At 61.1% G+C, this 20,246-nt stretch carries 18 protein-coding genes; 9 read left to right on the top strand and 9 right to left on the bottom strand.

Annotation, left to right across the window (positions count from 1 at the left end):
- Nucleotides 1–82: 82 nt before the first annotated feature.
- Nucleotides 83–1,363 carry an MgtC/SapB family protein gene (locus J3364_RS03810; protein ID WP_349556889.1) on the top strand — a complete coding sequence of 427 codons (1,281 nt, stop codon included), beginning with the start codon at nt 83–85 and terminating at the stop codon, nt 1,361–1,363.
- A gap of 15 nt (nt 1,364–1,378) precedes the next feature.
- Here the strand turns inward: J3364_RS03810 and J3364_RS03805 are convergent, their stop codons facing one another.
- On the bottom strand, nt 1,379–2,425 hold the full coding sequence (locus J3364_RS03805) for a M48 family metallopeptidase (protein ID WP_349556887.1): 1,047 nt from the start codon (nt 2,423–2,425) through the stop codon (nt 1,379–1,381).
- Nucleotide 2,426: 1 nt separating this feature from the next.
- On the bottom strand, nt 2,427–3,920 hold the full coding sequence (locus J3364_RS03800) for a YjgN family protein (protein WP_349556885.1): 1,494 nt from the start codon (nt 3,918–3,920) through the stop codon (nt 2,427–2,429).
- Nucleotides 3,921–4,191: 271 nt separating this feature from the next.
- Between J3364_RS03800 and J3364_RS03795 the strand changes: the two genes are divergently transcribed.
- The 3 genes from J3364_RS03795 (at nt 4,192) to J3364_RS03785 (ending at nt 7,575) form a co-directional block, all read left to right on the top strand.
- The gene (locus J3364_RS03795; protein ID WP_203140516.1) at nt 4,192–5,601 is read left to right on the top strand and encodes an SPFH domain-containing protein; all 1,410 of its coding nucleotides are present in this window, start codon (nt 4,192–4,194) and stop codon (nt 5,599–5,601) included.
- A 215-nt stretch (nt 5,602–5,816) separates the two neighbouring features.
- Nucleotides 5,817–6,812 (top strand): aldo/keto reductase, encoded by a 996-nt coding sequence (locus J3364_RS03790; protein ID WP_203140515.1) that lies wholly within the window; start codon nt 5,817–5,819, stop codon nt 6,810–6,812.
- Nucleotides 6,813–6,927: 115 nt separating this feature from the next.
- Complete coding sequence (locus J3364_RS03785) at nt 6,928–7,575, top strand: transglycosylase SLT domain-containing protein (protein WP_349556881.1); 648 nt, start codon at nt 6,928–6,930, stop codon at nt 7,573–7,575.
- A gap of 82 nt (nt 7,576–7,657) precedes the next feature.
- Here J3364_RS03785 and J3364_RS03780 read toward each other — a convergent pair whose 3' ends face one another.
- Both J3364_RS03780 and J3364_RS03775 read right to left on the bottom strand, forming a co-directional pair.
- Nucleotides 7,658–8,266 (bottom strand): CAP domain-containing protein, encoded by a 609-nt coding sequence (locus J3364_RS03780; protein WP_349556879.1) that lies wholly within the window; start codon nt 8,264–8,266, stop codon nt 7,658–7,660.
- A gap of 289 nt (nt 8,267–8,555) precedes the next feature.
- On the bottom strand, nt 8,556–9,131 hold the full coding sequence (locus J3364_RS03775) for an outer membrane beta-barrel protein (RefSeq protein ID WP_349556877.1): 576 nt from the start codon (nt 9,129–9,131) through the stop codon (nt 8,556–8,558).
- 241 nt (nt 9,132–9,372) lie between these two features.
- Between J3364_RS03775 and thpR the strand changes: the two genes are divergently transcribed.
- On the top strand, nt 9,373–9,948 hold the full coding sequence (gene thpR, locus J3364_RS03770) for an RNA 2',3'-cyclic phosphodiesterase (RefSeq protein WP_349556875.1): 576 nt from the start codon (nt 9,373–9,375) through the stop codon (nt 9,946–9,948).
- A gap of 7 nt (nt 9,949–9,955) precedes the next feature.
- On the opposite strand, the gene J3364_RS03765 is transcribed toward thpR, so the two are convergent.
- The 3 genes from J3364_RS03765 to J3364_RS03755 all read right to left on the bottom strand — a co-directional run bounded on the left by J3364_RS03765 (nt 9,956) and on the right by J3364_RS03755 (nt 14,046).
- Nucleotides 9,956–11,665: a DUF3592 domain-containing protein gene (locus J3364_RS03765; protein WP_349556873.1), complete on the bottom strand. Its 1,710-nt coding sequence runs from the start codon at nt 11,663–11,665 to the stop codon at nt 9,956–9,958.
- 34 nt (nt 11,666–11,699) lie between these two features.
- Complete coding sequence (locus J3364_RS03760; RefSeq protein WP_349556871.1) at nt 11,700–13,292, bottom strand: alkaline phosphatase family protein; 1,593 nt, start codon at nt 13,290–13,292, stop codon at nt 11,700–11,702.
- Between the two features lie 64 nt (nt 13,293–13,356).
- Nucleotides 13,357–14,046, bottom strand: coding sequence for an MgtC/SapB family protein (locus J3364_RS03755; RefSeq protein ID WP_349556869.1), 690 nt, complete (start codon nt 14,044–14,046; stop codon nt 13,357–13,359).
- 141 nt (nt 14,047–14,187) lie between these two features.
- On the opposite strand from J3364_RS03755, the gene J3364_RS03750 reads away from it, so the two are divergent.
- A complete protein-coding gene (locus tag J3364_RS03750; protein WP_203140509.1) occupies nt 14,188–14,439 on the top strand; it encodes a YkoF family thiamine/hydroxymethylpyrimidine-binding protein in 252 nt (83 codons plus the stop codon).
- Nucleotides 14,440–14,441: 2 nt separating this feature from the next.
- Here J3364_RS03750 and J3364_RS03745 read toward each other — a convergent pair whose 3' ends face one another.
- The gene (locus J3364_RS03745; RefSeq protein WP_349556868.1) at nt 14,442–15,134 is read right to left on the bottom strand and encodes a response regulator; all 693 of its coding nucleotides are present in this window, start codon (nt 15,132–15,134) and stop codon (nt 14,442–14,444) included.
- Nucleotides 15,131–16,765 carry an ATP-binding protein gene (locus tag J3364_RS03740; protein WP_349556866.1) on the bottom strand — a complete coding sequence of 545 codons (1,635 nt, stop codon included), beginning with the start codon at nt 16,763–16,765 and terminating at the stop codon, nt 15,131–15,133. The genes J3364_RS03745 and J3364_RS03740 overlap by 4 nt, the downstream gene beginning before the upstream one ends.
- A gap of 280 nt (nt 16,766–17,045) precedes the next feature.
- On the opposite strand from J3364_RS03740, the gene J3364_RS03735 reads away from it, so the two are divergent.
- Genes J3364_RS03735 through J3364_RS03725 form a run of 3 tightly spaced genes read left to right on the top strand, consistent with a single transcriptional unit; the run spans nt 17,046 to nt 19,992 of the window.
- A complete protein-coding gene (locus J3364_RS03735) occupies nt 17,046–18,023 on the top strand; it encodes a Bug family tripartite tricarboxylate transporter substrate binding protein (protein ID WP_349556864.1) in 978 nt (325 codons plus the stop codon).
- On the top strand, nt 18,020–18,466 hold the full coding sequence (locus J3364_RS03730; protein ID WP_349556862.1) for a tripartite tricarboxylate transporter TctB family protein: 447 nt from the start codon (nt 18,020–18,022) through the stop codon (nt 18,464–18,466). Before J3364_RS03735 ends, J3364_RS03730 begins: the two co-directional genes overlap by 4 nt.
- Entirely contained in the window at nt 18,466–19,992 is a 1,527-nt protein-coding gene (locus tag J3364_RS03725; RefSeq protein ID WP_349556861.1) for a tripartite tricarboxylate transporter permease, read from the top strand. Before J3364_RS03730 ends, J3364_RS03725 begins: the two co-directional genes overlap by 1 nt.
- The last annotated feature ends 254 nt before the right edge of the window (nt 19,993–20,246 follow it).

Below are 20,246 nucleotides of genomic sequence, written 5' to 3'. Positions count from 1 at the left end.
TTGATTTGCGTCGCCATAACGTTCTGAACCAGCGCCTATACTCAAACGCACAATTGTCTTCCTGCCATGGATGATTCGGCCCTTGAATGCATTGACCGAAACCTTCCTTAACCACAACCACGCCGCCATCAGTCTCGCCGTTGCGGTATTGCTCGGTAGCCTGATCGGGCTGGAAAGAGGCTGGGAAGCCCGGGAGAAAAAAGCCGGCGAGCGCATCGCCGGGATCCGCACCCACGCATTGGTGGGCCTTTTGGGCGGACTGGGAGCCTTACTGTCGCAAACGGTGACGCCCTGGGTGTTGCCGGCCCTGTTGCTGGGTGTGGTGGCGGTCAATATCGTGGCGTACCGGGCTCATGTCAGCGAGGTGCGGGACTACAGCATCACCAGCCTGGTGGGCGTGTTGCTCACGTTCTGCCTGGGGGCTGTGGCGGTGTCCGTGGACCGGACACTGGCGGTGGCCGGTGCCGTCATCACGGCACTGATCCTGGACAACAAACAGGCCATCCACGGCTTGGTGAATCGCCTTCAGGCCCACGAACTGGATGCGGCACTCAAGCTGTTGCTGATTTCCGTGGTGATGCTGCCCCTGCTGCCCAACCAACCCATGGGCCCGGGCGGCGTGCTGAATCCCTATGCCATCTGGTGGATGGTGGTGCTGATCGCCGCCATCTCATTTGTCGGCTATTTTGCCGTGCGCGTGGGCGGCACCGAAAAAGGCCTGCTGTTCACCAGCCTGTTCGCCGGATTGAGTTCGTCCACCGCCCTGACCCTGCACTTCTCACGGCAGTCCCGGCGCGTGCCGGATATCGATCGCCTGCTGGCGGCCGGCATCCTGATTGCCTGCGGCACCATGTTTCCGCGCATACTGATTTACTGTGCCGCCATCAACGTCGACCTGTTCGACCGCCTTTTCGTTCCTGTTGCGGTGATGGCGCTAACGCTGTACCTGCCGGCCATGGTGATCTGGCGCCGCTATCGCACCCACCCGACCGTGCGCCAGCCAGCGCTCAACCAGAACCCACTGGACCTCGGCTCGGCGGTGTTTTTCGGCGGATTGCTGACCGTGATTCTGCTGTTGGGCGAGTGGCTGCAGGAATGGCTGGGGAGTGCGGGGGTCTATGTGTTGGCGGCGGCGTCGGGCATTGCGGATGTGGATGCCATCACCCTCTCGCTGACCCGCCTGGCGCGGGACGCGATCGATCCCGGCACCGCGGTCATCGGCATCATCCTGGCCGCTTCGGTGAACAATCTGGTCAAAGCCGGGCTGGCCCTGGGCATGGGTACCCGCGGGCTGGGTCTGCGGGTCCTGGGCCCCATGCTGGCCTCGCTGGCCGTCGGTCTGGCTGCCGGCTGGCTGATCTGAAAGACGCTCTCCCGGTCACCCTTCAGCCGCCCGGAACCGGGCGATCCGCTCATCCGTCAGAGGGTGGGAAGACATCAGGCCATTGATCGCGGTTTGCCAGCCAGAGTCCTCGTCCTGCTGGTCTTCGTCACTGCTTTCACCGCCCTCGAGACGCTGCATGATGGCAATAAAATGGCCGGGATCCACCTGCCGCGCCTGCATCAGGTCAAGCGCGTACTGATCCGCTTCCCGCTCCATATCCCGGGAGTAGGCCAGGTTGAGCAGCACAGCCGGACCGGTCACGGTAGTATCGGCAAAGGCCGTCAGGTCGCCGGTCATCATCACCAGCAGCCAGGCGGTCAGAGAAGAATGGACCACGCCCTGCATCCCGTGATTGTGAGCCACGTGCCCGAGTTCGTGGGACAACACCGCGACCAGTTCCTGGTCGTCCTTTGCCAACGTCACCATGGCGTCGGTGAAAACAATAGTGCCATCCGGCAGGGCCATCGCATTGGCCCCCACCGCGTCACTGTGACGAAAGAGCACATGCACATCCTCCCCGGGAATCGTCTCCAGGTAGGGAGCGAAGGTCAATTGCAGTTGCGCCTGTCGATCCGCCGGCAACGTGCTGGGCTGCATCACGCTGGAATCCAGCGTGTTCAGCGTGGTCTGGCTGAGGCTGTCCACCACCGAGGCCGGCATCATGTCCGCCACCACCTTCGATGTCCAGGGCAAGCCGTACAGGAAGCTGCCGAGCGTCGTCAGTGCGGCGACCACCGCAGCAATCAGGATTAACCCCAGATGGTTTTCCAGGCGGTGAACCCAGCGCGACAACCGACCGGTCTGGAAGTGCCGGGTCAACGCATCGACGCCGTCATTATCGGACGTTTCAAATACGCCGTCCTCCAACAGGTGCAGGTAACGGGGCGTGTTGCCGACCCGCGGCGAGACCCGGATGGCGTGCCATTCCAACCGATGGCGCTCGTCGCCGGTGTCCAGGGTCAACTGGTCGTCGTCCAGGAACAGCCTGGAGGGGCGCCGCCGGGAGGTGGCGCCACTGTAGTAATCTCCGGTCAGTTTCATATCAGAAAGCGGTGATACCGACGTCGAAGGCATCGCCTAGCTCCTGACCCAGCGCGCTGGTGCGGCGATCTTCCGCGGCTACGAAGCCATCCAGGTCGCCGGCGACGGTCATCTCGGTGCAAGCGGCCCGGTAACGCGCCATGCGCACCTTGGCCCAAGGGGTGAACAGGCCCAGCGTCAGGACAACCAGTGCGCTGTTGGACGCGTAGATCCACAGCATCCGCTTCGGCGAGAGGTGCGAATGCAGGCTGTGATCGCGCAGCGTGAGGTTGTTGAGGAAGATGTTGGTCAGTCCCGCCATGAAATAGCCGAACACCGCCAGGTAACCGGCCATGATTACCACGAACGCCAGCGCCGGGCTGATCAGGGTAAACGCCACGATCCCGCCGATGCCAAAGGCAATGGCCATCAGCAGCCCCTTACCAAAGAAGGCATAGTATTCGCCGTTGGTGCTGTCGAAGCTGAAACGGCTCGTGCCGTAACGGAAACCGTTGCCCATGAAACGGTGCGTCTTGAGGACGCTGAACGGCGTCAGCAGCAGCAAGGTCAACAGGTTCAGGAAGGGCCAGACCACCATCACCATCAGCGCGTCGGCATAGCTGGCTTCGAAATCAAAGCGCACATTGCGGTAGGCGCTGTTGATGGCGCGAAAACGCAGCGAGCGGATGACAATCCAGGGGATGGCAAACATAAAACCGATACCCATGATAATCGCCGCGCCCGGCACCAGGTTGGCCACCAGCGCGTAGAGGATGAAGGCGAAGAACGCGATCAGCCGCCCCTTGAGAATGGTGACCGGGTCTGCAAGGTACTGGAAGCTGGCGCCATCCAACTGGGTATTGCCGTAGAAATACTGGTTGTTGCGCACGGTCGCCCAGGCGGAATAGATCCCGAAGGTGACGATTGTCAGCAGGATATTGACGATCCAGATGCCGAAGTACTCACCGCCTTGACCGGTGAAACGGAACTCGGCATCCCGGAAATCCTCCGGGTCGACCGTTTTCCTGACCGGACGCTGAATGGGCGTCGATCCAACCGGCTTGGCCTCGAAACGGGCGGGACCGGACGGAGGCGTTTGCGCGCCCTCGTCTGCCGCCGTCATCGCTGCCGAAGCCGGATTCGGTGCCGGCTCGTTGGCCGCCGCGCTGTCTTCCTCGCCTTCCACCGGCTCCACCGCCAGCTCACTGAGCGATGTGGCGTAGCGGGGCTTTTCCGGTTCCTTCGGTTGGGAGGGTTCGACCGGCGCCGCGGCGGGCGGCGCGTCCATGGGCTGAATCACAACCGCTGCGCCGGTTTTCAGCAGGCGGTCGCGATACTGGTTGGCCTGATCGAGCGTCAGGTCCTTTTTGAGATTGCGGGATGTGCCATCGAACAGGCGCGCGGCCCGCTCCTCGGACACTTTGAACAACGCCTGTACGTTGCTCTTCACCTGTTCGGGCGAAAACCCGTCCACGATGCGGCCGTCAAACTGAATACGGTAACGTTCAGTGCTCATAATCCACCCTACTGCTTCTATTCCCTGAAAAACGCGCTTCGAACGCGCCGGATGAGTCGCTCCCTGCGTGCACCGCAGACGCTCCACCAAACATTACCAGAGATTCATCCCTGCATCTGATTTTCAACGTTTCAAAGTGTTAAACATATTAAAATCTTTGCCCCATTTGAGCTTCTTCTCACGCCAACGTCGGCAATCAGGCGTAGCGCTCGGAGACGAAGCCGTGTATTTTTGCCGGCCCTAAGGAATGACGCATTACAGGACGTTAATAATGAACCAGGCCGTAAAATCGCAGTTTGATTCCCTCTCCTCGTCGCTGGGGCAACATCTGAAGCGCTATTTCGCCGCTATTGCCGGCACCGTAATCGCCCTGATGCTGGGCTTTTCCTCCTTTTTTACCACCGAACTGGGCTACACCTACGTGGTTCAGGACACGCTGTTCGGCACCATTCGGGTCTTCACCGAACCGGGCGTCCACCTGAAAGTGCCCTTCTTTTCCAATGTCTACACCTACAACCAGGCGATGACGCTCAACTTCGGCAATCAGGAGAGCGGCGAGGTCATCCGCGCCACCCGCCAGCTGAGTAACGTCGAGGTCCAGTTTGCCGATACCTACACGGCCAGCATCCCGGCGACGTTCCGCTTCAAGCTGTCATCCGATCCCGAACGCATCATCGCCATGCATCGGGAATTCCGCAGCTACGACAACCTGATCGACTCGCTGCTGCTCAAGAACGCCAAGAACGTCACGGTGGTCACCGCCACCCAATACACCGGCGAGGAGTTCTTCCAGGGCGGGCTGAACAAGTTCAAGGTGCAGCTCGAAGACCAGCTCCAGAACGGCCTGTACCAGACCGAGCGCCGGCAGGTCGAGGTGGAGCAGACAGACCTGGCGGCGGTGTCATCAACCAACGACGACGCTGACAAGCTGGAACACAAGGTCCAACTGGTGTGGAAAAACATCATCCTGCAGAACGACAAGGGCCAGGCCAAGCGGCTGGCCAACCCGCTGGATTCCTACGGCATCCAGGTCCGTCAGGTCACCATTGGCCGGCCCATTCCGGAGCACCGCCTGGACGAACTGCTGGTGAAGAAAAAGGACCTGGTCGCCAAGCGGATTACCGCCATTCAGGCCCAGGAAACGGCACGGGCAGAAGCCAAGACCGCGCAACTGGAGAAAGAGATCGAGAAGGCCCGCGCGATCCAGGACGCCCAACGTGCCAAGGAGCTGGCGATCATATCCAAACAGAAGGAAGTGGAAATGGAACGCCAGCAGGCGGAGCTGGAACAGGTCCGCAAGCAAAAGGAACAGGCTGTCGCCCTGCTTGAGAAGCAAACCCAGCTTGAAGTGGCCACCGCCGAGCGGGACATTCAAAAAGCCAACGCCGATGCCGCCACCTACGCGGCCAAAGCCATCCGCGAGAAAGGTCTGGCGGAGGCCGAAGTCGCCAAGGCCAACCTGATGGCCAAGCAGTCTGCGCGCGATATCTACATGGCGGAAATCCAGCGGGATATCGCCCAGGTCATGTACCCGGCCCTGAAGGAGACGCAGATACAGATGCCGGCCTACTACGTGGGTGACGGCAGTGCGACGCCGGTCAACAGCCTGGACGTGTTCACCAGCCTGGGTGCCATGGACCATCTCAAGCAATCGCTGCGTACCGCAGAACGCGGCCAGTAATCTTCAACGCCCGCGGTCACAGACTGCGGGCGTCTCAACCTTTCCTGATCGTCACATCCGGCACCACCCTCTCAGCGTACTGTCATAGCGGTCTCACCAGGGCCGGCAGTTGACCTGGATATCGCGAGCACTTGATCTCACCGCTGATCGTCCCAAGGCTTGTAATCTGGGTCGGTTCGCCCCGGCCTGACATCTTCGACACGACAGGAGGCACCATGAAGACCCGGACGTTTGGCAATACGGACATCGAAGTCACCCCGGTTGGCCTGGGCACCTGGGCCATTGGCGGCTGGATGTGGGGCGGCACGGACGAAGCCGAATCCATCGATACCATCCATGCCGCGATCGACAAGGGCATCAAACTGATCGATACCGCGCCGGTCTACGGTTTCGGCCGTTCCGAGGAGATCGTCGGCAAGGCCCTGGCGGGCGGTCGCCGCGAGCAGGTAGCACTGGCCACCAAGGTCGCGCTCAACTGGTCCGACGAGCACGACAAGGTTTGGCGCGATGCCACCGCGAAGCGGATCGAGAAAGAAGTCGAGGATTCGCTGAAGCGGCTACAGACCGATCACATCGACATCTATCAGGTGCACTGGCCCGACCCGGTCACACCCATGGAAGAAACCGCCCGTGCCCTGGAGAAGCTGCTCAAGGACGGCAAGATCCGTGCAATCGGGGTCAGTAACTTTTCGCCGGAGCAAATGGACCAGTTCCGCGAGTTCGCGCCCCTGCACAGTGACCAGCCGCCCTATAACCTGTTCGAGCGGGGTATTGAGGACGATATCCTGCCTTACTGCCGCGACAACGAAATCGCCACCATCACCTACGGCGGTCTCTGCCGCGGCCTGCTCAGCGGCAAGATGACGCCCAAGAGTGAGTTTGAAGGCGACGACCTGCGTAACAACGATCCCAAGTTCCAGGGCGACCGCTTCCAGCAGTACCTCAACGCCGTCAACGCACTGGACGACTATGCCCGGGATCACTTCGGCAAGGATGTCCTGGCCCTCGCCCTGCGCTGGTTGATCGACCAACCCGGCGTGACCACGGCACTCTGGGGTGCCAGACGGCCGGAACAGCTGGAGCCGGTCAGCAATGTGGAGGGCTGGTCGCTCGCCGAAGAGGACATGACGGCGATCAATAACATCCTGAAGCAACACATTACGGATCCGGTCGGCCCGGAATTCATGGCCCCACCCAGCCGCGAAGGCTGAATGCCTTACCATCCTGTTATCCCCGCTCCTGCCCTCCGGGAGCGGGCTATAATGCCGTGTAGAACACCGCCCCGAACCGCAGGAAACCACTATTCGAGCCAAAGCCAAGCGTCTGTTGCTGTTCACCGCTGAATTTGCCATTCCCATTATTGCGGTGGGCGCGCTGTCGTGGCTGATCGGTGGCTATCGGGTGCTGGTTCCGGCACCGCCGACCAATCCGGACAACATCTGCGACATCTTCAGCGAGCATCCGGACTGGTACGATGAGGCGGCGGCCTCCCAGGCCCGCTGGGGCACGCCCATCGCCACCCAGATCGCCTTCGTGCGCCAGGAATCCGCCTTCCAGAGCCGCATCCAACCGCCACGGACCAAACTGTTTGGCGTGATCCCTTGGTCGCGCCCGACTTCCGCGTTTGGCTACGCCCAGGCACTCGATCCCGCCTGGGGCGAGTACATGGAGGACGCCGGCAGCGTGTTCGCCGACCGCTCCCAGATGAAACACGCCCTGGACTTTATCGGCTGGTACAACGCACGGACCCATCGCCAGCTGGGCCTGTCACTGGACAATACCCGCGATCTTTACCTGGCCTACCACGAAGGTCCGACGGGCTTCGTCCGCCAAACCTACAAGAAGCGCCCCTGGGTGCAGCGTGTGGCCAACCGGGTCACGACCCACGCCACCACCTATGCGGCCCAACTGGAGCAGTGCGAAGCCCAGTTAAGATGCCGGCATATCTACCAGTTCTGGCCGTTTTGTGAGTAAGCGGGAAAGCGAGGAAGCAAAAAGAGAAGGAAAATCTGACGGGATCCATCCCGTCCTTGCGGTGCTGCAGAGTGACGAGCAATCAGCGAGGCGTTCCGTAAACGGAGGTCCAGTAGTTGCTGTAGTCGTTGGACGCCGACGTGCTGTCGATCCGGACCGCGGCAAACTCCTTAAAACGGGGATCCATAATGTTGCGGCAATGGCCCGGACTCGCCAACCAACCGGCGGTCACGGAAGCCGGTGAATCGTAGCCGGCCGCAATGTTCTCGCCAACGATGGACCATTCGTAGCCGGTTGCCGTGACCCGATTGCCCACAGTCAGGCCATCCGATCCGGTGTGGCTGAAGAAGTTATGGGTTTCCATGTCCACGCTGTGCGTCCTGGCTGCGCCCTCCAGCGTGCAACTGTAGATGACCGGCGCTGTCGCCTCGTAATGATCGTCACCACACATCCGGGCTTCGGAGCGGGCGATGTTGATCAGCTCGATCAGGTCAGCCTGGTATTGATCCACCTCGCAGCCCGCGGACATCTCCACCGGGTTCGCCGCCACGGTCGCCTTGCCGCTGCTGGTGGTTTCCGAGGCATCCGAAACGGTGCTGCCACTGTCACTGCCGCCGGAACCTCCTCCGCCACAGCCAGCCAACACCCCCGATGTAAGAAGGAAAATTGTAATACAGCGTGAAATTCTCATAGCCAGCACCTATGTGTCAGAGATGCTCACTATACAGCCAGCATTTTTGAAAGCACGTACGTAAATCCCCAAATTACAACATGTTACGAATCATTACCTGCCAGCTAAAAGGGGATTCAAAACAACGAACTGTTTACCTTTTAAGCAATTGACAGCTTCTGTGTATGCACAAAAAAAGGCACTGAATGGCAACCATCCAGTGCCTCTTCCGAGGGACGAGTCAGGGTCATCCTGCCCCCGATCACACTCGTCCGTCTTCCCTGTCCTTTCCTGATGCCGTAGCGGACGATCAGAACATGTAATTCAGACCGACGCGGGCCGTGTCGAAGGACGGACCGTCGTTGGTGACCTGGCCGTTGAAGTCGTCTTCATCAATGTCCACGTTGTAGCGGTCATACTCGGCATAGGCCGTGAGGCTATCGGTAACGCGGAAGTCCACGCCCGCACCGACCACCGGGCTCACTTCATCGTAGGTTTCGCTCTCGTCAAAGGCATCCACGTCATAGGAATAGACGAAGGCACCCGCTTTGCCGTACACGCCGAAGCTCTCGGTTACGGGGAGGCGGCCCTTGGCAGACAGTGCCAGACCTTTCAGGTCGCTGTTGACGTCATCGTCCTCGCCGAATTCGCCGAAATCCAGGTAGTCACCCTCCAGGGCGAAATACTGGTTGAACTGATACCCGACGGTGCCGGCGAACAGGTCGTTCTCGTCCTTGAATTCACCGCCGTGGGATTTAAAGCCGCCGTAACTACCACCGATGTAGAAACCTGAGCTATCACGCTTGTCCTGCGCGAGGGCAGCCGGTGCAGCGAATACAGCAGCGGAAAGCAGCGTGACGTATGCAAGATTCGTCTTGGTGTTCATAGCGATAGAGTCCCCGTAGGTTCTTCCGTTGAATAAGCCCGGGACACCATGTCCGGGCAACACCATTCCACCTTAACGAAACTCGGCGCGGATGCGGGTTAAAACAGGAATACGGTTTATTAATCAATCGTTTAAATTACACACACTTAACCCGACCGTTCCAGAAGTGGGGCGAGTTACGGGTTGGCGTCACAAAAAGATAATTACGACTAAACTGAAAAATAAAATGAGGGAGAAACTTATGCTTCGCCTCTTCGTTGGTCTTGAGTTACCGGAAGATGTCCGTCAGGCACTGACCGCAATCAGGGGCGAACTGAAGGGCGCACGCTGGCAGACATCCGGACAACTCCACATGACGCTGAGCTTTATCGGCAATGTCGGTGACGACAACCTGCCCGTCATCTACGATGCTCTTTACGGCCTGCCGCTGGATCCTTTTCCGGTCACCGTTGCGGGTGTCGGTCTTTTCGGCTCCCCCCAATACCCCAAAAACCTCTGGGCCGGCGTACTGGACCGGGAACCGTTGATCGATCTGCACGAAGAGATCCACCAACGGCTGAAGCCCCTGAACGTCACCAGCCAGGGGCGCGGGTTTCGACCGCACATCACACTGGCCCGGTTTCGCGGGCGGCGCACCCGTCAATACGCGGCCCGCCAGGACAAACGCGAGCCTGCCCAGAGCCTGAACCGCTTCCTGGATAAATACGGCCAACTCGAATTGCCTTCTTTCGGCGTGCATCACGTCAGCCTGTTCAGCAGCACGCAACGCCCGGAAGGGTCCCATTACCAGGTGATCGGCCGCTTCCCGGCAGACTGACCGGCCGTCACGACAGGCGCAGCAAACGCACCAGATTATCCCGGAACGCTTCCGCCACCTCACGGCCCGCCAGCCCCTCGGCAATACGGATCTGCTTGCCGGCGGCCTTCACTTCCAGGTGGAAATACTCGGTCATGCGGTGCCCCTTGTTGGCCGAACCGCCTGATGTCAGCACCAGTTGACCGGCCTGGGTCAGGTCAGCCTGCCGGCGCCACAGCGCCATGCCACACCAGGCCCTGACAGACCGGACCTGCCACTGGCGAATGCGCACATCGAGAGAACGGCCCAGCATGAACAGGCCCCCCAACGCCATGGGAAATCCAAACAACCCGAAGAAGAAGGCCATCACATAAAGCATGACACCTTCGGACGCCGCGGCAACGCCCAGGCCAATGGCGGCACCCGCGAAGAACACGCCCCCGATCAGGATCGCCAGTGTGAAGCCCAGGTTGCGGCCAGCGCGGCTGCGAATCCGCCAGCCATCCATCCAGGGTTCCACATCGATCTGCTCGGCAGCGGACGAGGTCGCGGCCACCTGGGCTTTGCGTTCTGCCCGCTCCACATGCTCGCGGGGCAAGGTGACCGCAGAGGCCAGTGTGCCGGGCACCACCGGCAGTTCGTAGGTCCGCTCCAGGGCCACCGGTTCCTGCGGCCCATCGAGGACCAGCCGCCACAGGACCTGTTCCCGTCCGCTGGTGTCTGTCGGAGGCAGATCCGCCGGCGGCGTAAAACGGAAGGCGACCACGGCACCGGTACCTTCGGTATGCACGTAAGGCGCCTGGTGGGCCTGCCAGATGATGCGTTCACTGCGACTGCTGTCCTTGCCGGAACGGATGCGCACCCGGACGCACTGCAGGGTCACCTGCCACGGCGCGTCAATCTCCGGTCGCGACAGGCGAATCCGCCCGCCGATATCACCGCCTACCTGTCCCGGTACCGGATCCGGTCTCAAGGGCATCGGACCGTAGTAGCGCCAGTTGCGCCGGCTCTCCCAGGCCACTCTGGCGAGCCAGAGGCCGGCCAGCGGGAAGATCAGCACCATCAGGATCAGCCAGTTGTCATCCGCCAGTTCGTCCGGGACGGCGAGCACACCCGGCAGACTGATGGCGAGAAACATGAAGGCCATGAAGCCGAATACCCAGTGGCCGTAGCGCTGGGAGGACAAGATGTCTGTCTGGTCCGCGGCCAGTCGGCGTCGACGCCGGCCCACCAGCAGGATCGCAACGCCGGCCACCGCGAAGACCGTACCGAACAGAACGCCGAACAGCAGCTTTTTCCAGCGCAGTTCGCGAACCAGGTAGCTTTGGGTGGGGTTGTCGGGATTCACCCAGATGGCCACCGGGCCCTGGGCACTGATACGCTGCATGCGGCTGACCAGTTGCCGTTGATAGTCCCCGATATTGTCGCTGCCGGCGTCGTAGCCCACCCGATGGCCGGTATACGTGCGCCCGCCAATGCGGTAGGTGTAGGTGGCATCCACCGACCAAGTGGTGCTGTCGTCGCCGCGATGGCTGCGCAGATCGATCTGTTGCAACGTCGCCTGGACCCGGCCCCAGCCGGCACTGCTGACATGCTCATAGAGGGTCGCCAGCGGGCTGAAGATCAGTACGCCCAGGCCGGCACACAGGAAGATGAGGCCAAACAGCGTGACGCCCCAGCGCGGTTTATCGGAATCCTTTCTGTGCCCTGCGGCCGATCCACCCTGACTCACGTCCATTCTGCTCACGCCTCCGATGACAACCGGACAGAGTCTAGCGCGATGCCACAGGCGATACTGTTGAGAAATGTATGTGCAGAAATGAACGGAGTTGATCCATCCGCGGGCCGGGACGATCCAGCTCCGGGCGAACGCCGGGGCGGAAGCCGGGCAGTCCGGCGGGACCGGTGAACGGCGCGAGCAAGTCAGGGTCACGGGCAATGATGTGGACGGGCACATCGCGGCTTGCGCCCTCACCGGTCACCAGCGGCGCCGGCTGGTGATCGCCGAGCAGGATCAGCAGCGTGTGGTTGTCCACATGACGAATGGCGTAGTCCGTCGCCACGGCCAGGGCATAGTCGATCGCTCGAATGTAATGCTGCCGCACTCGCTCAGGATTACGCCACAGCTCGGCGGGCGCCTCTCCTGCCCCTTTCCATGGGGAAAAGACCTGACCGTCACCGATGGCCTGCCAATCCGGCAGCACCGGCAGGATCGGCACCCAGGGCGCGTGGCTGCTGATCAGCGCCAGCTCGGCGAATATCGGTGTCGCCGAGGCGTCCCGTACCTGGCGCTGGAACCAGGACCAGGTGTACTGGTCCGGCATGGTGACCCAGTTCAGCGCCGGGCCGGCGTATTCGATGCGCTGGGCATCGTAGATGTGCCGATAACCCAACTGGCGCCCTTCCGGCCAGGCTCGGGTGATTGCGGGCATCACGGCAACGGTGTCGTGTCCGGTCTGGCGAAAGTCGTCAATCAGGGTGGCGTAGCCGCTCGACAACATCACGTCGTAAGCCATCGCGCTGTCCACCCACAGTCCACTCAAGACCGTAGCGTGAGCGAGCCAGGATTGACCGCCCTGGACCGGCGACCGCAAGCGGCCGCTGACCACACTGAGCCCGGCCGTTGAAAGGGCCTGCTCCATGGCGTCCAGACGCGGGTCCAACACCGGCCGATAGCGGGGATCGCCCAGCGCGGAAACACCATAGGATTCAATGAAGCCGATCAGCACATCGTCTCCGGCCAGTCGATCCATTGCGACCGCACGTCCCCGGTTGCCGGTACTTTCGACTGCACTCAGTTGACGCGAAAAGGCCTCGGTCTGTGCCTGTGCGTCCATTATGCGCTCAACCTGGGTTGCCAATACCTCGGCGCCGGATACCGTCACCGGGATGGCCCGGACAGGCAGCAAGGCCAGGCCAACCAGGGCGAGCGCCGTCATCGCTTTGGCTTGCCGGACCGACACCTGGCGCCCGGCATAAAGCAGCAGCGTCCGCACCAACCACGCCAGGACCAGCACCGACAGCACCAGAACCGCTGCAAAACCAAGGGCCCAGACATACCCCAGATTGGTCACGGCCAGATCAACGACCTTGCCCGGCAACGCGCTGTCCAGATAGAGATTCAGCGGACGCCCCAAGGCGAGTCGCATAACGCCATCGGCCGCCACGAACAGCGCCAGTGCCACGTATCCCACGCCCAGTGCCCAGGCGATCCACTGGCGCCAGACTCCGGCCCGAGTCACCCCCAGCAGCCCCATCAGCAACAGGGCGTCCAGCGCCACCCAGGGCAAGGGCCCGGGCCGCCACCACTGCAGGACCAGACACAACGCATTCAGGATCAGGAAAGAGAACAGTTGCTTCAGCACGCGCCCACCACGCCAGGACCATTTTTCCGGTTATACGTCCAAACCGCCGGACTGGATACCCGACTTAACCACTCATCGGCGCGATGCGAAATTCCAGTACCGATTCGGTCTCTTCCAGCGTTGCCACCAGCCGGGCGGCACTGGACTCGTCAATTGAACAGAGCACCATTTTATGACGGCGGACCTGTCTTTCGGCATAGATGCGGTAACTGAAGTCGGCAATGGTGAAACCGTGACTCTCGATGAGTTTGCGGATGACGTCATCGCTGAGTTTCGCCGCCGGGGCGAACTGAACATCGAAGTGATAAAAGGCCTGAGTCGGCACCCGCGACTCAATCCAACGGAACAGGGACAGCACCGTCACCGCCAGCAGCAGTGACAGCACCAGCGGATAGTAGAACCCCACGCCGGCGAGGATACCGATAGCAGACGTGATCCAGATGGAAGCGGCGGTGGTCAGCCCGCGCACGGACAACCCTTCCTTGACGATCACCCCCGCACCCAGAAAACCAATACCGGTCATGATGCCCTGCGCCATACGAGTGGGATCGAGCCGGATACCATCCATCGTCGCCGGCACCCAGTGGGCCTCGTAGACCGTCACCAGCATCAACAGGCAGGACGCCAGACTGACCAGGGTGTGCGTACGGAAACCGGCCGGGCGACCGTGGAACGAACGCTCATAGCCAATCACCGCGCCGGCAACCAGAGCCGCCAGCAGGCGAAGCGCAATTTCCTGATAATCGCTGCTCAAATGAACGCCTCCGTTGCTGCCACGCCTACCCGTTCAGCTTAGCAGAGAAGCGGTACGTCACTTTGCAGGGCTGGTCATTTTGCCGCTGCCGGGCTTAGGCTGGGAATGGATTCCCCATGAACCGAAGACAAGGAGAGTGCTATGTATCTTTCCGTCCAGATCAGTCATTACCCGCTCCAGGACGAGTACAAAGCCAGCATCAAGGAGGTTATACAGCGCCTCAAGAACAGTGGCCTGGAAGTGCATGCGAACCGGATGAGCACTCAGGTGTTCGGTGAGTTCGATGAGGTGATGAAGGTGCTGTCCGAGACCATGAAGTGGTCCTTCGAGACTCATGGCAAGGCCGTGTTTACCGCCAACTTCCTGGAAGGCGACCGGCGGCCAAAAGCATAAGGTCAGCCAGGTGCGATCGCGCGATAACGTCGCTCCGGCCGCCCCACCGTGCCGTAGTTCACCTCGGCGGTCAGTTCATCCGCACTGACCAGGTACTCCAGGTAACGGCGGGCGGTGGTGCGGGACGCACCGATCTCCTGCCCAACCGCCTCGGCACTCCAGTCGCCGGGCGCGCGCACCACATCGCGGATCTTGTCAAGGGTCAGCGGATCGATGCCCTTGGGCAGCCGGGAGGGACTGGCCGGTTCCGGCTCGGCGGGATGACGTGGCAGGAGCGCGTCCACTTCTTTCTGGGCAACGTCCCCCAGGCTGTCGAGCGTGCTCAGGTGCTGCTGGTAACGCTGCAGGGCCGCTTGCAGGCGCTCAAACACCAGCGGTTTTAGGATGTAATCAAAGACGCCGCCGCGTAGCGCGCTGCGCAAGGTGTCCACTTCCCGCGCGGCGGTGATCAGGATGACGTCGGAGGGGCTATCTCCGGCCCGCAGCTCGCGTAGCAATTCCAGACCGGTGCCGTCGGGAAAGTAGACGTCCAGCAGCACCAGATCCGGTTGCAATACGTCAATCTGGTCCCGGGCGTCGGCCAGTGTGTGAGCAATGCCTGTCAGTTCGACAAAGTCGATGCGTTCGATAAAGCGGCGCTGGATTTCGGCGATCTGGCGATCGTCTTCCACGATCATCAATCGAATGGTTCTCACTGCGTGACCCCTTCGGTCTGAACCGGCGTTTTCGACAAATACAGTGTAAACCGGCTGCCGTTCGGCTGCAGGGGCTCCACCGTCACCGAGCCTCCCCAGCGATCCACGAACTGCTTGACCAGATACAGGCCGATACCGTGATCGCCCTCGGCCTTGCTGCTGACGCCCCGCTCGAAGATCCGCTCGCGTTCGGCTTCCGGAATGCCCGGGCCCTGATCCTCCACCTCAAAAATCAAGTCGTATCCCAGGTCGGTCATACTCAGATGCACCACGCCGCCCTCTCCGCTCTGTTGGCGCGTGGCTTCCAGGGCGTTGTCGATCAGGTTGCCCAACACGCTGACCAGCTGATCCCGGGGCAACTGCGGCGGCAGGTCGGCCATCTCGCTGTCCGGATCGATGACCAGTTGCAGGCCCATCTCGCGGGCCCGGTTGTATTTGCCCAGCAGACACCCGGCCAGAACCGGATCCGGCACCGCCTCCAACAGCAGATGGATCAGCGCCTGATGGTCGCTCACTTCGCTGCCGATCAACGCCAGCGCCTGTTCGTTGGCACCGATCTGGATCAGCCCGGCAATGGTGTGCAGTTTGTTGGAGTACTCGTGGGTCTGACTGCGCAGCGTATCGGCATACTGCTGGATGCGGGTCAGCTGACGGCTTACCTGGTCCAGCTCGTCCCGCAGGCGGAAACTGGCCACCACGCCAATAATCGCGTCGCCCTGCTTCACGGGCAGGCGGTTGACGATCATCTGCCGGCCCTGCATCCAGACTTCCCGGTCGAAGGCCGGCTCGCCGGTTTCCAGCACCGACATCAGATTGTTCTCCGGGAGGACATCGCCGATGGGGCGGCCGGCCAGACGCGTGTCCGGTCCCAGCCCCAGAGTCTTGATGGCGGTGCGGTTGAAGGTGGTGATCACCCCGTCCCGGTTGATCGCAATAATCCCCTCACGGACGGACTGCAGGGTGGCGTCCCGCTCCTGGAACAGGGCCGCGATTTCCTCCGGCTCCAGCCCGAAGATCGCCTTCTTGAAGCGCCCGGCAATGAGGATGGCCGCCAGCACACTGCCCAGCAGCATCAACCCCATCACCAGATAGAGCACCATGTTGTAACGCTGGATGGTGGAGAAAACCTGGTCCAGGGAATAGCCGACGGACACGATGCCGATGATCTCGCCGTTACTGATATCGATGATCGGCGCCTTGCCCCGCATCGACAGCCCCAGGCTGCCGTGGGCCTTGGCGACGTAACCTTCGCCGTACTTGAGTGCGCGGGTTCCCAGATCACCGTCGTCGTCCGCCATTGAATGGCCGATACGGGCCGGATCCGGGTGGGCCAGGCGAATCGCGTGACGGTCGCCAATGACGATAAACAGCGCCTCGTTGGTGTCGGCCACCCGCTGGCTCAGGGCCATCAGCGCATCCGTATCCCGCTCCTTCACGCCCTCGATCACGGCGGGCATGGCCGCCACCGTCTTGGCCACCATCAGGGCCCGTTGGCCGATCTGTTCGTAGAGGGATTCACTCAGGTAATAACCGGCGAAACCACCGATCAGACCGGTCTGCAGGGCGCTGACCAGCCCCAGGATGATGATCATCCGGGTCTTGAGTTTGAGCTTGCGATAGGCAAACGGCATGTCGGACGGCGTGTTCGGTTTCTTGTCGTTGGTATTGAGGAGAATCTCCCACGTTCCAGCCGTTCAGGTTACGTCACGTGGGCGTTTTTTTCCCGTGAACATTATGAACAAAACGTCCTTTAATGATTTTAAACGCATTACGTCCACAAACTTTTGCTATCTGCGGCCACTACCTACTCTAGTTAAAGAGCCGTCCATGGTTTGCCACATCGCAATCCTCAGGGAGCCATTGCACCGATGCCCTCCCGGATGGCCACAAAAACAAACAGAGGTGACCAAAATGCTATTCAAACGATGCCTGTCATTCGTGGCCATGGCCACGTTCAGCCTGTCTGCCCTTGCCTGGGAACCTACCGGAAAAGTCGAATGTATCGCCCCCGCGGATCCGGGCGGCGGCTGGGATTTCACCTGCCGTAGCGTTGGCAATGTCCTCCAGGACCTCAGTCTGGTTCCCGGAACCGTCCAGACCACCAACATGGCCGGTGCCGGCGGTGGCGTCGCTTTCGCCCACACCATCAGTAAGCGCAATGAAGACAATACGCTGCTGGTAGCCGCTTCCACAGCCACCACGACCCGTCTGGCCCAGAAACAGTTCCCCGGCATGAACGCCGATATGGTGACCTGGGTGGGCGCACTGGGTGCCGACTACGGGGTCATTGCCGTGGGCAAGGATTCCCAATACCAGGATCTCAAGCAGCTGATGGCCGCGGTCAAGGAGAACCCGCGCTCCGTGAAGTTTGCCGGCGGCAGTGCTCGCGGCGGCTGGGATCATCTTAAAGTCCTGATCACCGCCAAGGCGGCGGGCGCGGACAAACTGCCTTCCATCCCCTACCTGTCGTACAACAACGGTGGTGAAGCCCTGACCCAGGTGGTCGGTGGCCAGGTCGATGCGTTTACCGGCGACATCTCCGAAGCGACCGGTTTCCTGAAGTCCGGCGACATCCGCATCCTGGCCGTCCTTGCAGACGAACGCCTGCCCGGCGATCTGGGTGACATCCCCACCGCCAAGGAACAGGGCATCGACGCGGTAGGTCCCAACTGGCGCGGCTTCTACATGCCGAAAGGCGCTTCCGACGAGGCCAAGGCCTACTGGACCGACGCCATCAACAAGGTCTATGCCAGTGACGAGTGGAAGAAGGTCATGAAGCAGAACGGCCTGATTCCGTTCCACCCGCCGGCTGGCGAGTTCGACGCCTTCGTCCACAAGCAGGTGAAGGACATCGCAGACCTCTCTCGTGAAATAGGATTGCTGAAATGACAGCCCGCGGAGACCGGATTCTCGGTCTCGGGCTGTTCGTCCTGGCAGTCGCCTACGGCTGGGGTGCCCAACAGTGGCCCGAGCCGTTCGGCGGCGCCGAGACCGTCGGCCCGGAGACTTTCCCCACGTTGCTGTCTGTCGTGCTTGCGTTGTCCAGCGTCTACCTGATCGTCAAACCGGATCCTGATGCGCACTGGCCGATGGGCCGCACGGCCGCAGAAATCCTGCTGGCCATTGCCATCCTGGTGGTTTACGCGTTTTTGCTGGAACCGCTGGGCTTTGTGATCTCCACCACGCTCGCCGTCGGCGCCCTGTGCTGGCGCATGGGTGCCAAACCGCTGCGCTCACTGTTGATCGGACTGATCGCCGCCGTGGTGGTGTTCTTCCTGTTTAACTACGGGTTGGAACTGAGTCTGCCGGGCGGACTCCTGGAGTTCGAATAATGGAAACCCTTCAGTTTCTGATGGACGGCTTTGCCGTCGCCCTGACCCCGACCAACCTGATGTTTGCGCTGTTCGGCGCGTTCATAGGCACGCTGATCGGCGCCCTGCCCGGCCTCGGTCCCGCCAACGGTGTGGCCATCCTGATTCCGCTGGCCTTTACCCTGGGGCTGCCGCCGGAAACCGCGATGATCCTGCTGACCTCGGTCTACGCCGGCGCCATGTACGGCGGCCGTATTTCGTCGATCCTGCTGAACATTCCCGGTGACGAACCGGCCATGATGACCTGCCTGGACGGCTACCCCATGGCCCAGAAAGGCAAGGCCGCCGAAGCCCTGGCCATGTCGGCGATCGCCTCCTTTGCAGGCAGTCTGATCGGCACCATCGGCCTGATCCTGCTGGCTCCGGCCCTGGCCAAGTTCGCGCTGACCTTCGGCCCGGCGGAATACTTCGCCCTGTTCATGCTGGCTTTCGCCACCCTCGGCGGCATTACCGGCAAGAACCCGATGAAGACCGTCATCGCCGCTGTCATCGGCCTCATGATTTCCACAGTCGGTATCGACATCGCCACCGGGACCCAGCGTTACACCTTCGGCATCCTCAAGCTGTATGAGGGCATCGATTTCATCCTGGCGATTGTCGGGCTGTTTGCCATCTCAGAGTTGCTGTTCTTCATCGAAGAGCGGGCAGGCGCAGGCCGCAAGATGATCAAGGTGGGTAAGCTGATGCTGCGACCGAAGGAAATCATTGCGGCCATTCCAACCATGTTCCGCGGTGGGGTGCTGGGCTTTATTGCCGGCGTTCTGCCGGGTGCCGGGGCCTCCCTGGGCAGCTTTATCAGCTACACGCTGGAGAAACAGTACCTGGGCAAGAAAGGCCACTTCGGTGAGGGTGATCCGCGCGGCGTTGCGGCGCCGGAAGCGGGCAACAATGGCGCGTCTTCCGGTGCCCTGGTACCGATGCTGACACTGGGCGTACCCGGTAGCGGCACCACTGCCGTGCTGCTTGCCATGCTGATATCGCTGAATGTGACGCCCGGACCGCTGATGTTTACGCAGAATGCGGACATCGTCTGGGGCGTGATTGCCGCTCTGCTGATCGGCAACGTGATTCTGCTGCTGCTGAACATTCCGATGGTGGGTTTCTTCGTCAAGCTGTTGTCCGTACCACCGATGTACCTGCTGCCGATGGTCACCATGGTGGCGTTCGTGGGCATCTACTCCATCAGCCACAGCACGTTTGACCTGTACTTCATGATCGCCTTCGGCGTGGCCGGCTACATCCTGCGCAAGTTGGAAATTCCCATGGTGCCCATCATCCTGGGCATGCTGTTGGGTCCGGAAATGGAGAAGAACCTGGGCCATGCCCTGGTCATCTCCGACGGCGACTGGAGCATTCTCTGGGCCAGCCCGCTGGCGCTGGGTCTGTGGATCGTCGCCGGCCTGGGTTTGATCCTGCCCTATATCGTCGGCCCGCTGCTGCGCAAACGCATGCGCGCGGCCATCAAGGAGGAACCGACCTCCGACTAGTTTTGTGGTGTGCTCTCTACTGATGATCTGTCATCGGTGCTTTGGGGTGTCCTGCCTGTCGGACACCCCTTTTTTATGTCTGCCGCCTGGACCCGCCTTCCACCGTCCGATGCATTCCCCTTTTGAAGTCGCGATCGTCACGTCTCGTATCTTTATTTTCAAAGGCACTGCTCCTTACGTCACATCTGTGTGCCTGCTGTAAAATTTTGTACAAAAGTCATCTTTTATTTGTCGTTATCGCCGACATGCGTCTA

The organism is Marinobacter sp. NFXS9 (genome assembly GCF_040148665.1).
In the GTDB taxonomy this organism is placed as follows: Bacteria; Pseudomonadota; Gammaproteobacteria; order Pseudomonadales; family Oleiphilaceae; genus Marinobacter_A; species Marinobacter_A mangrovi.
Note: the sequence above shows the minus strand (reverse complement) of the source record. Positions and strands in the feature narration are given on the sequence as shown.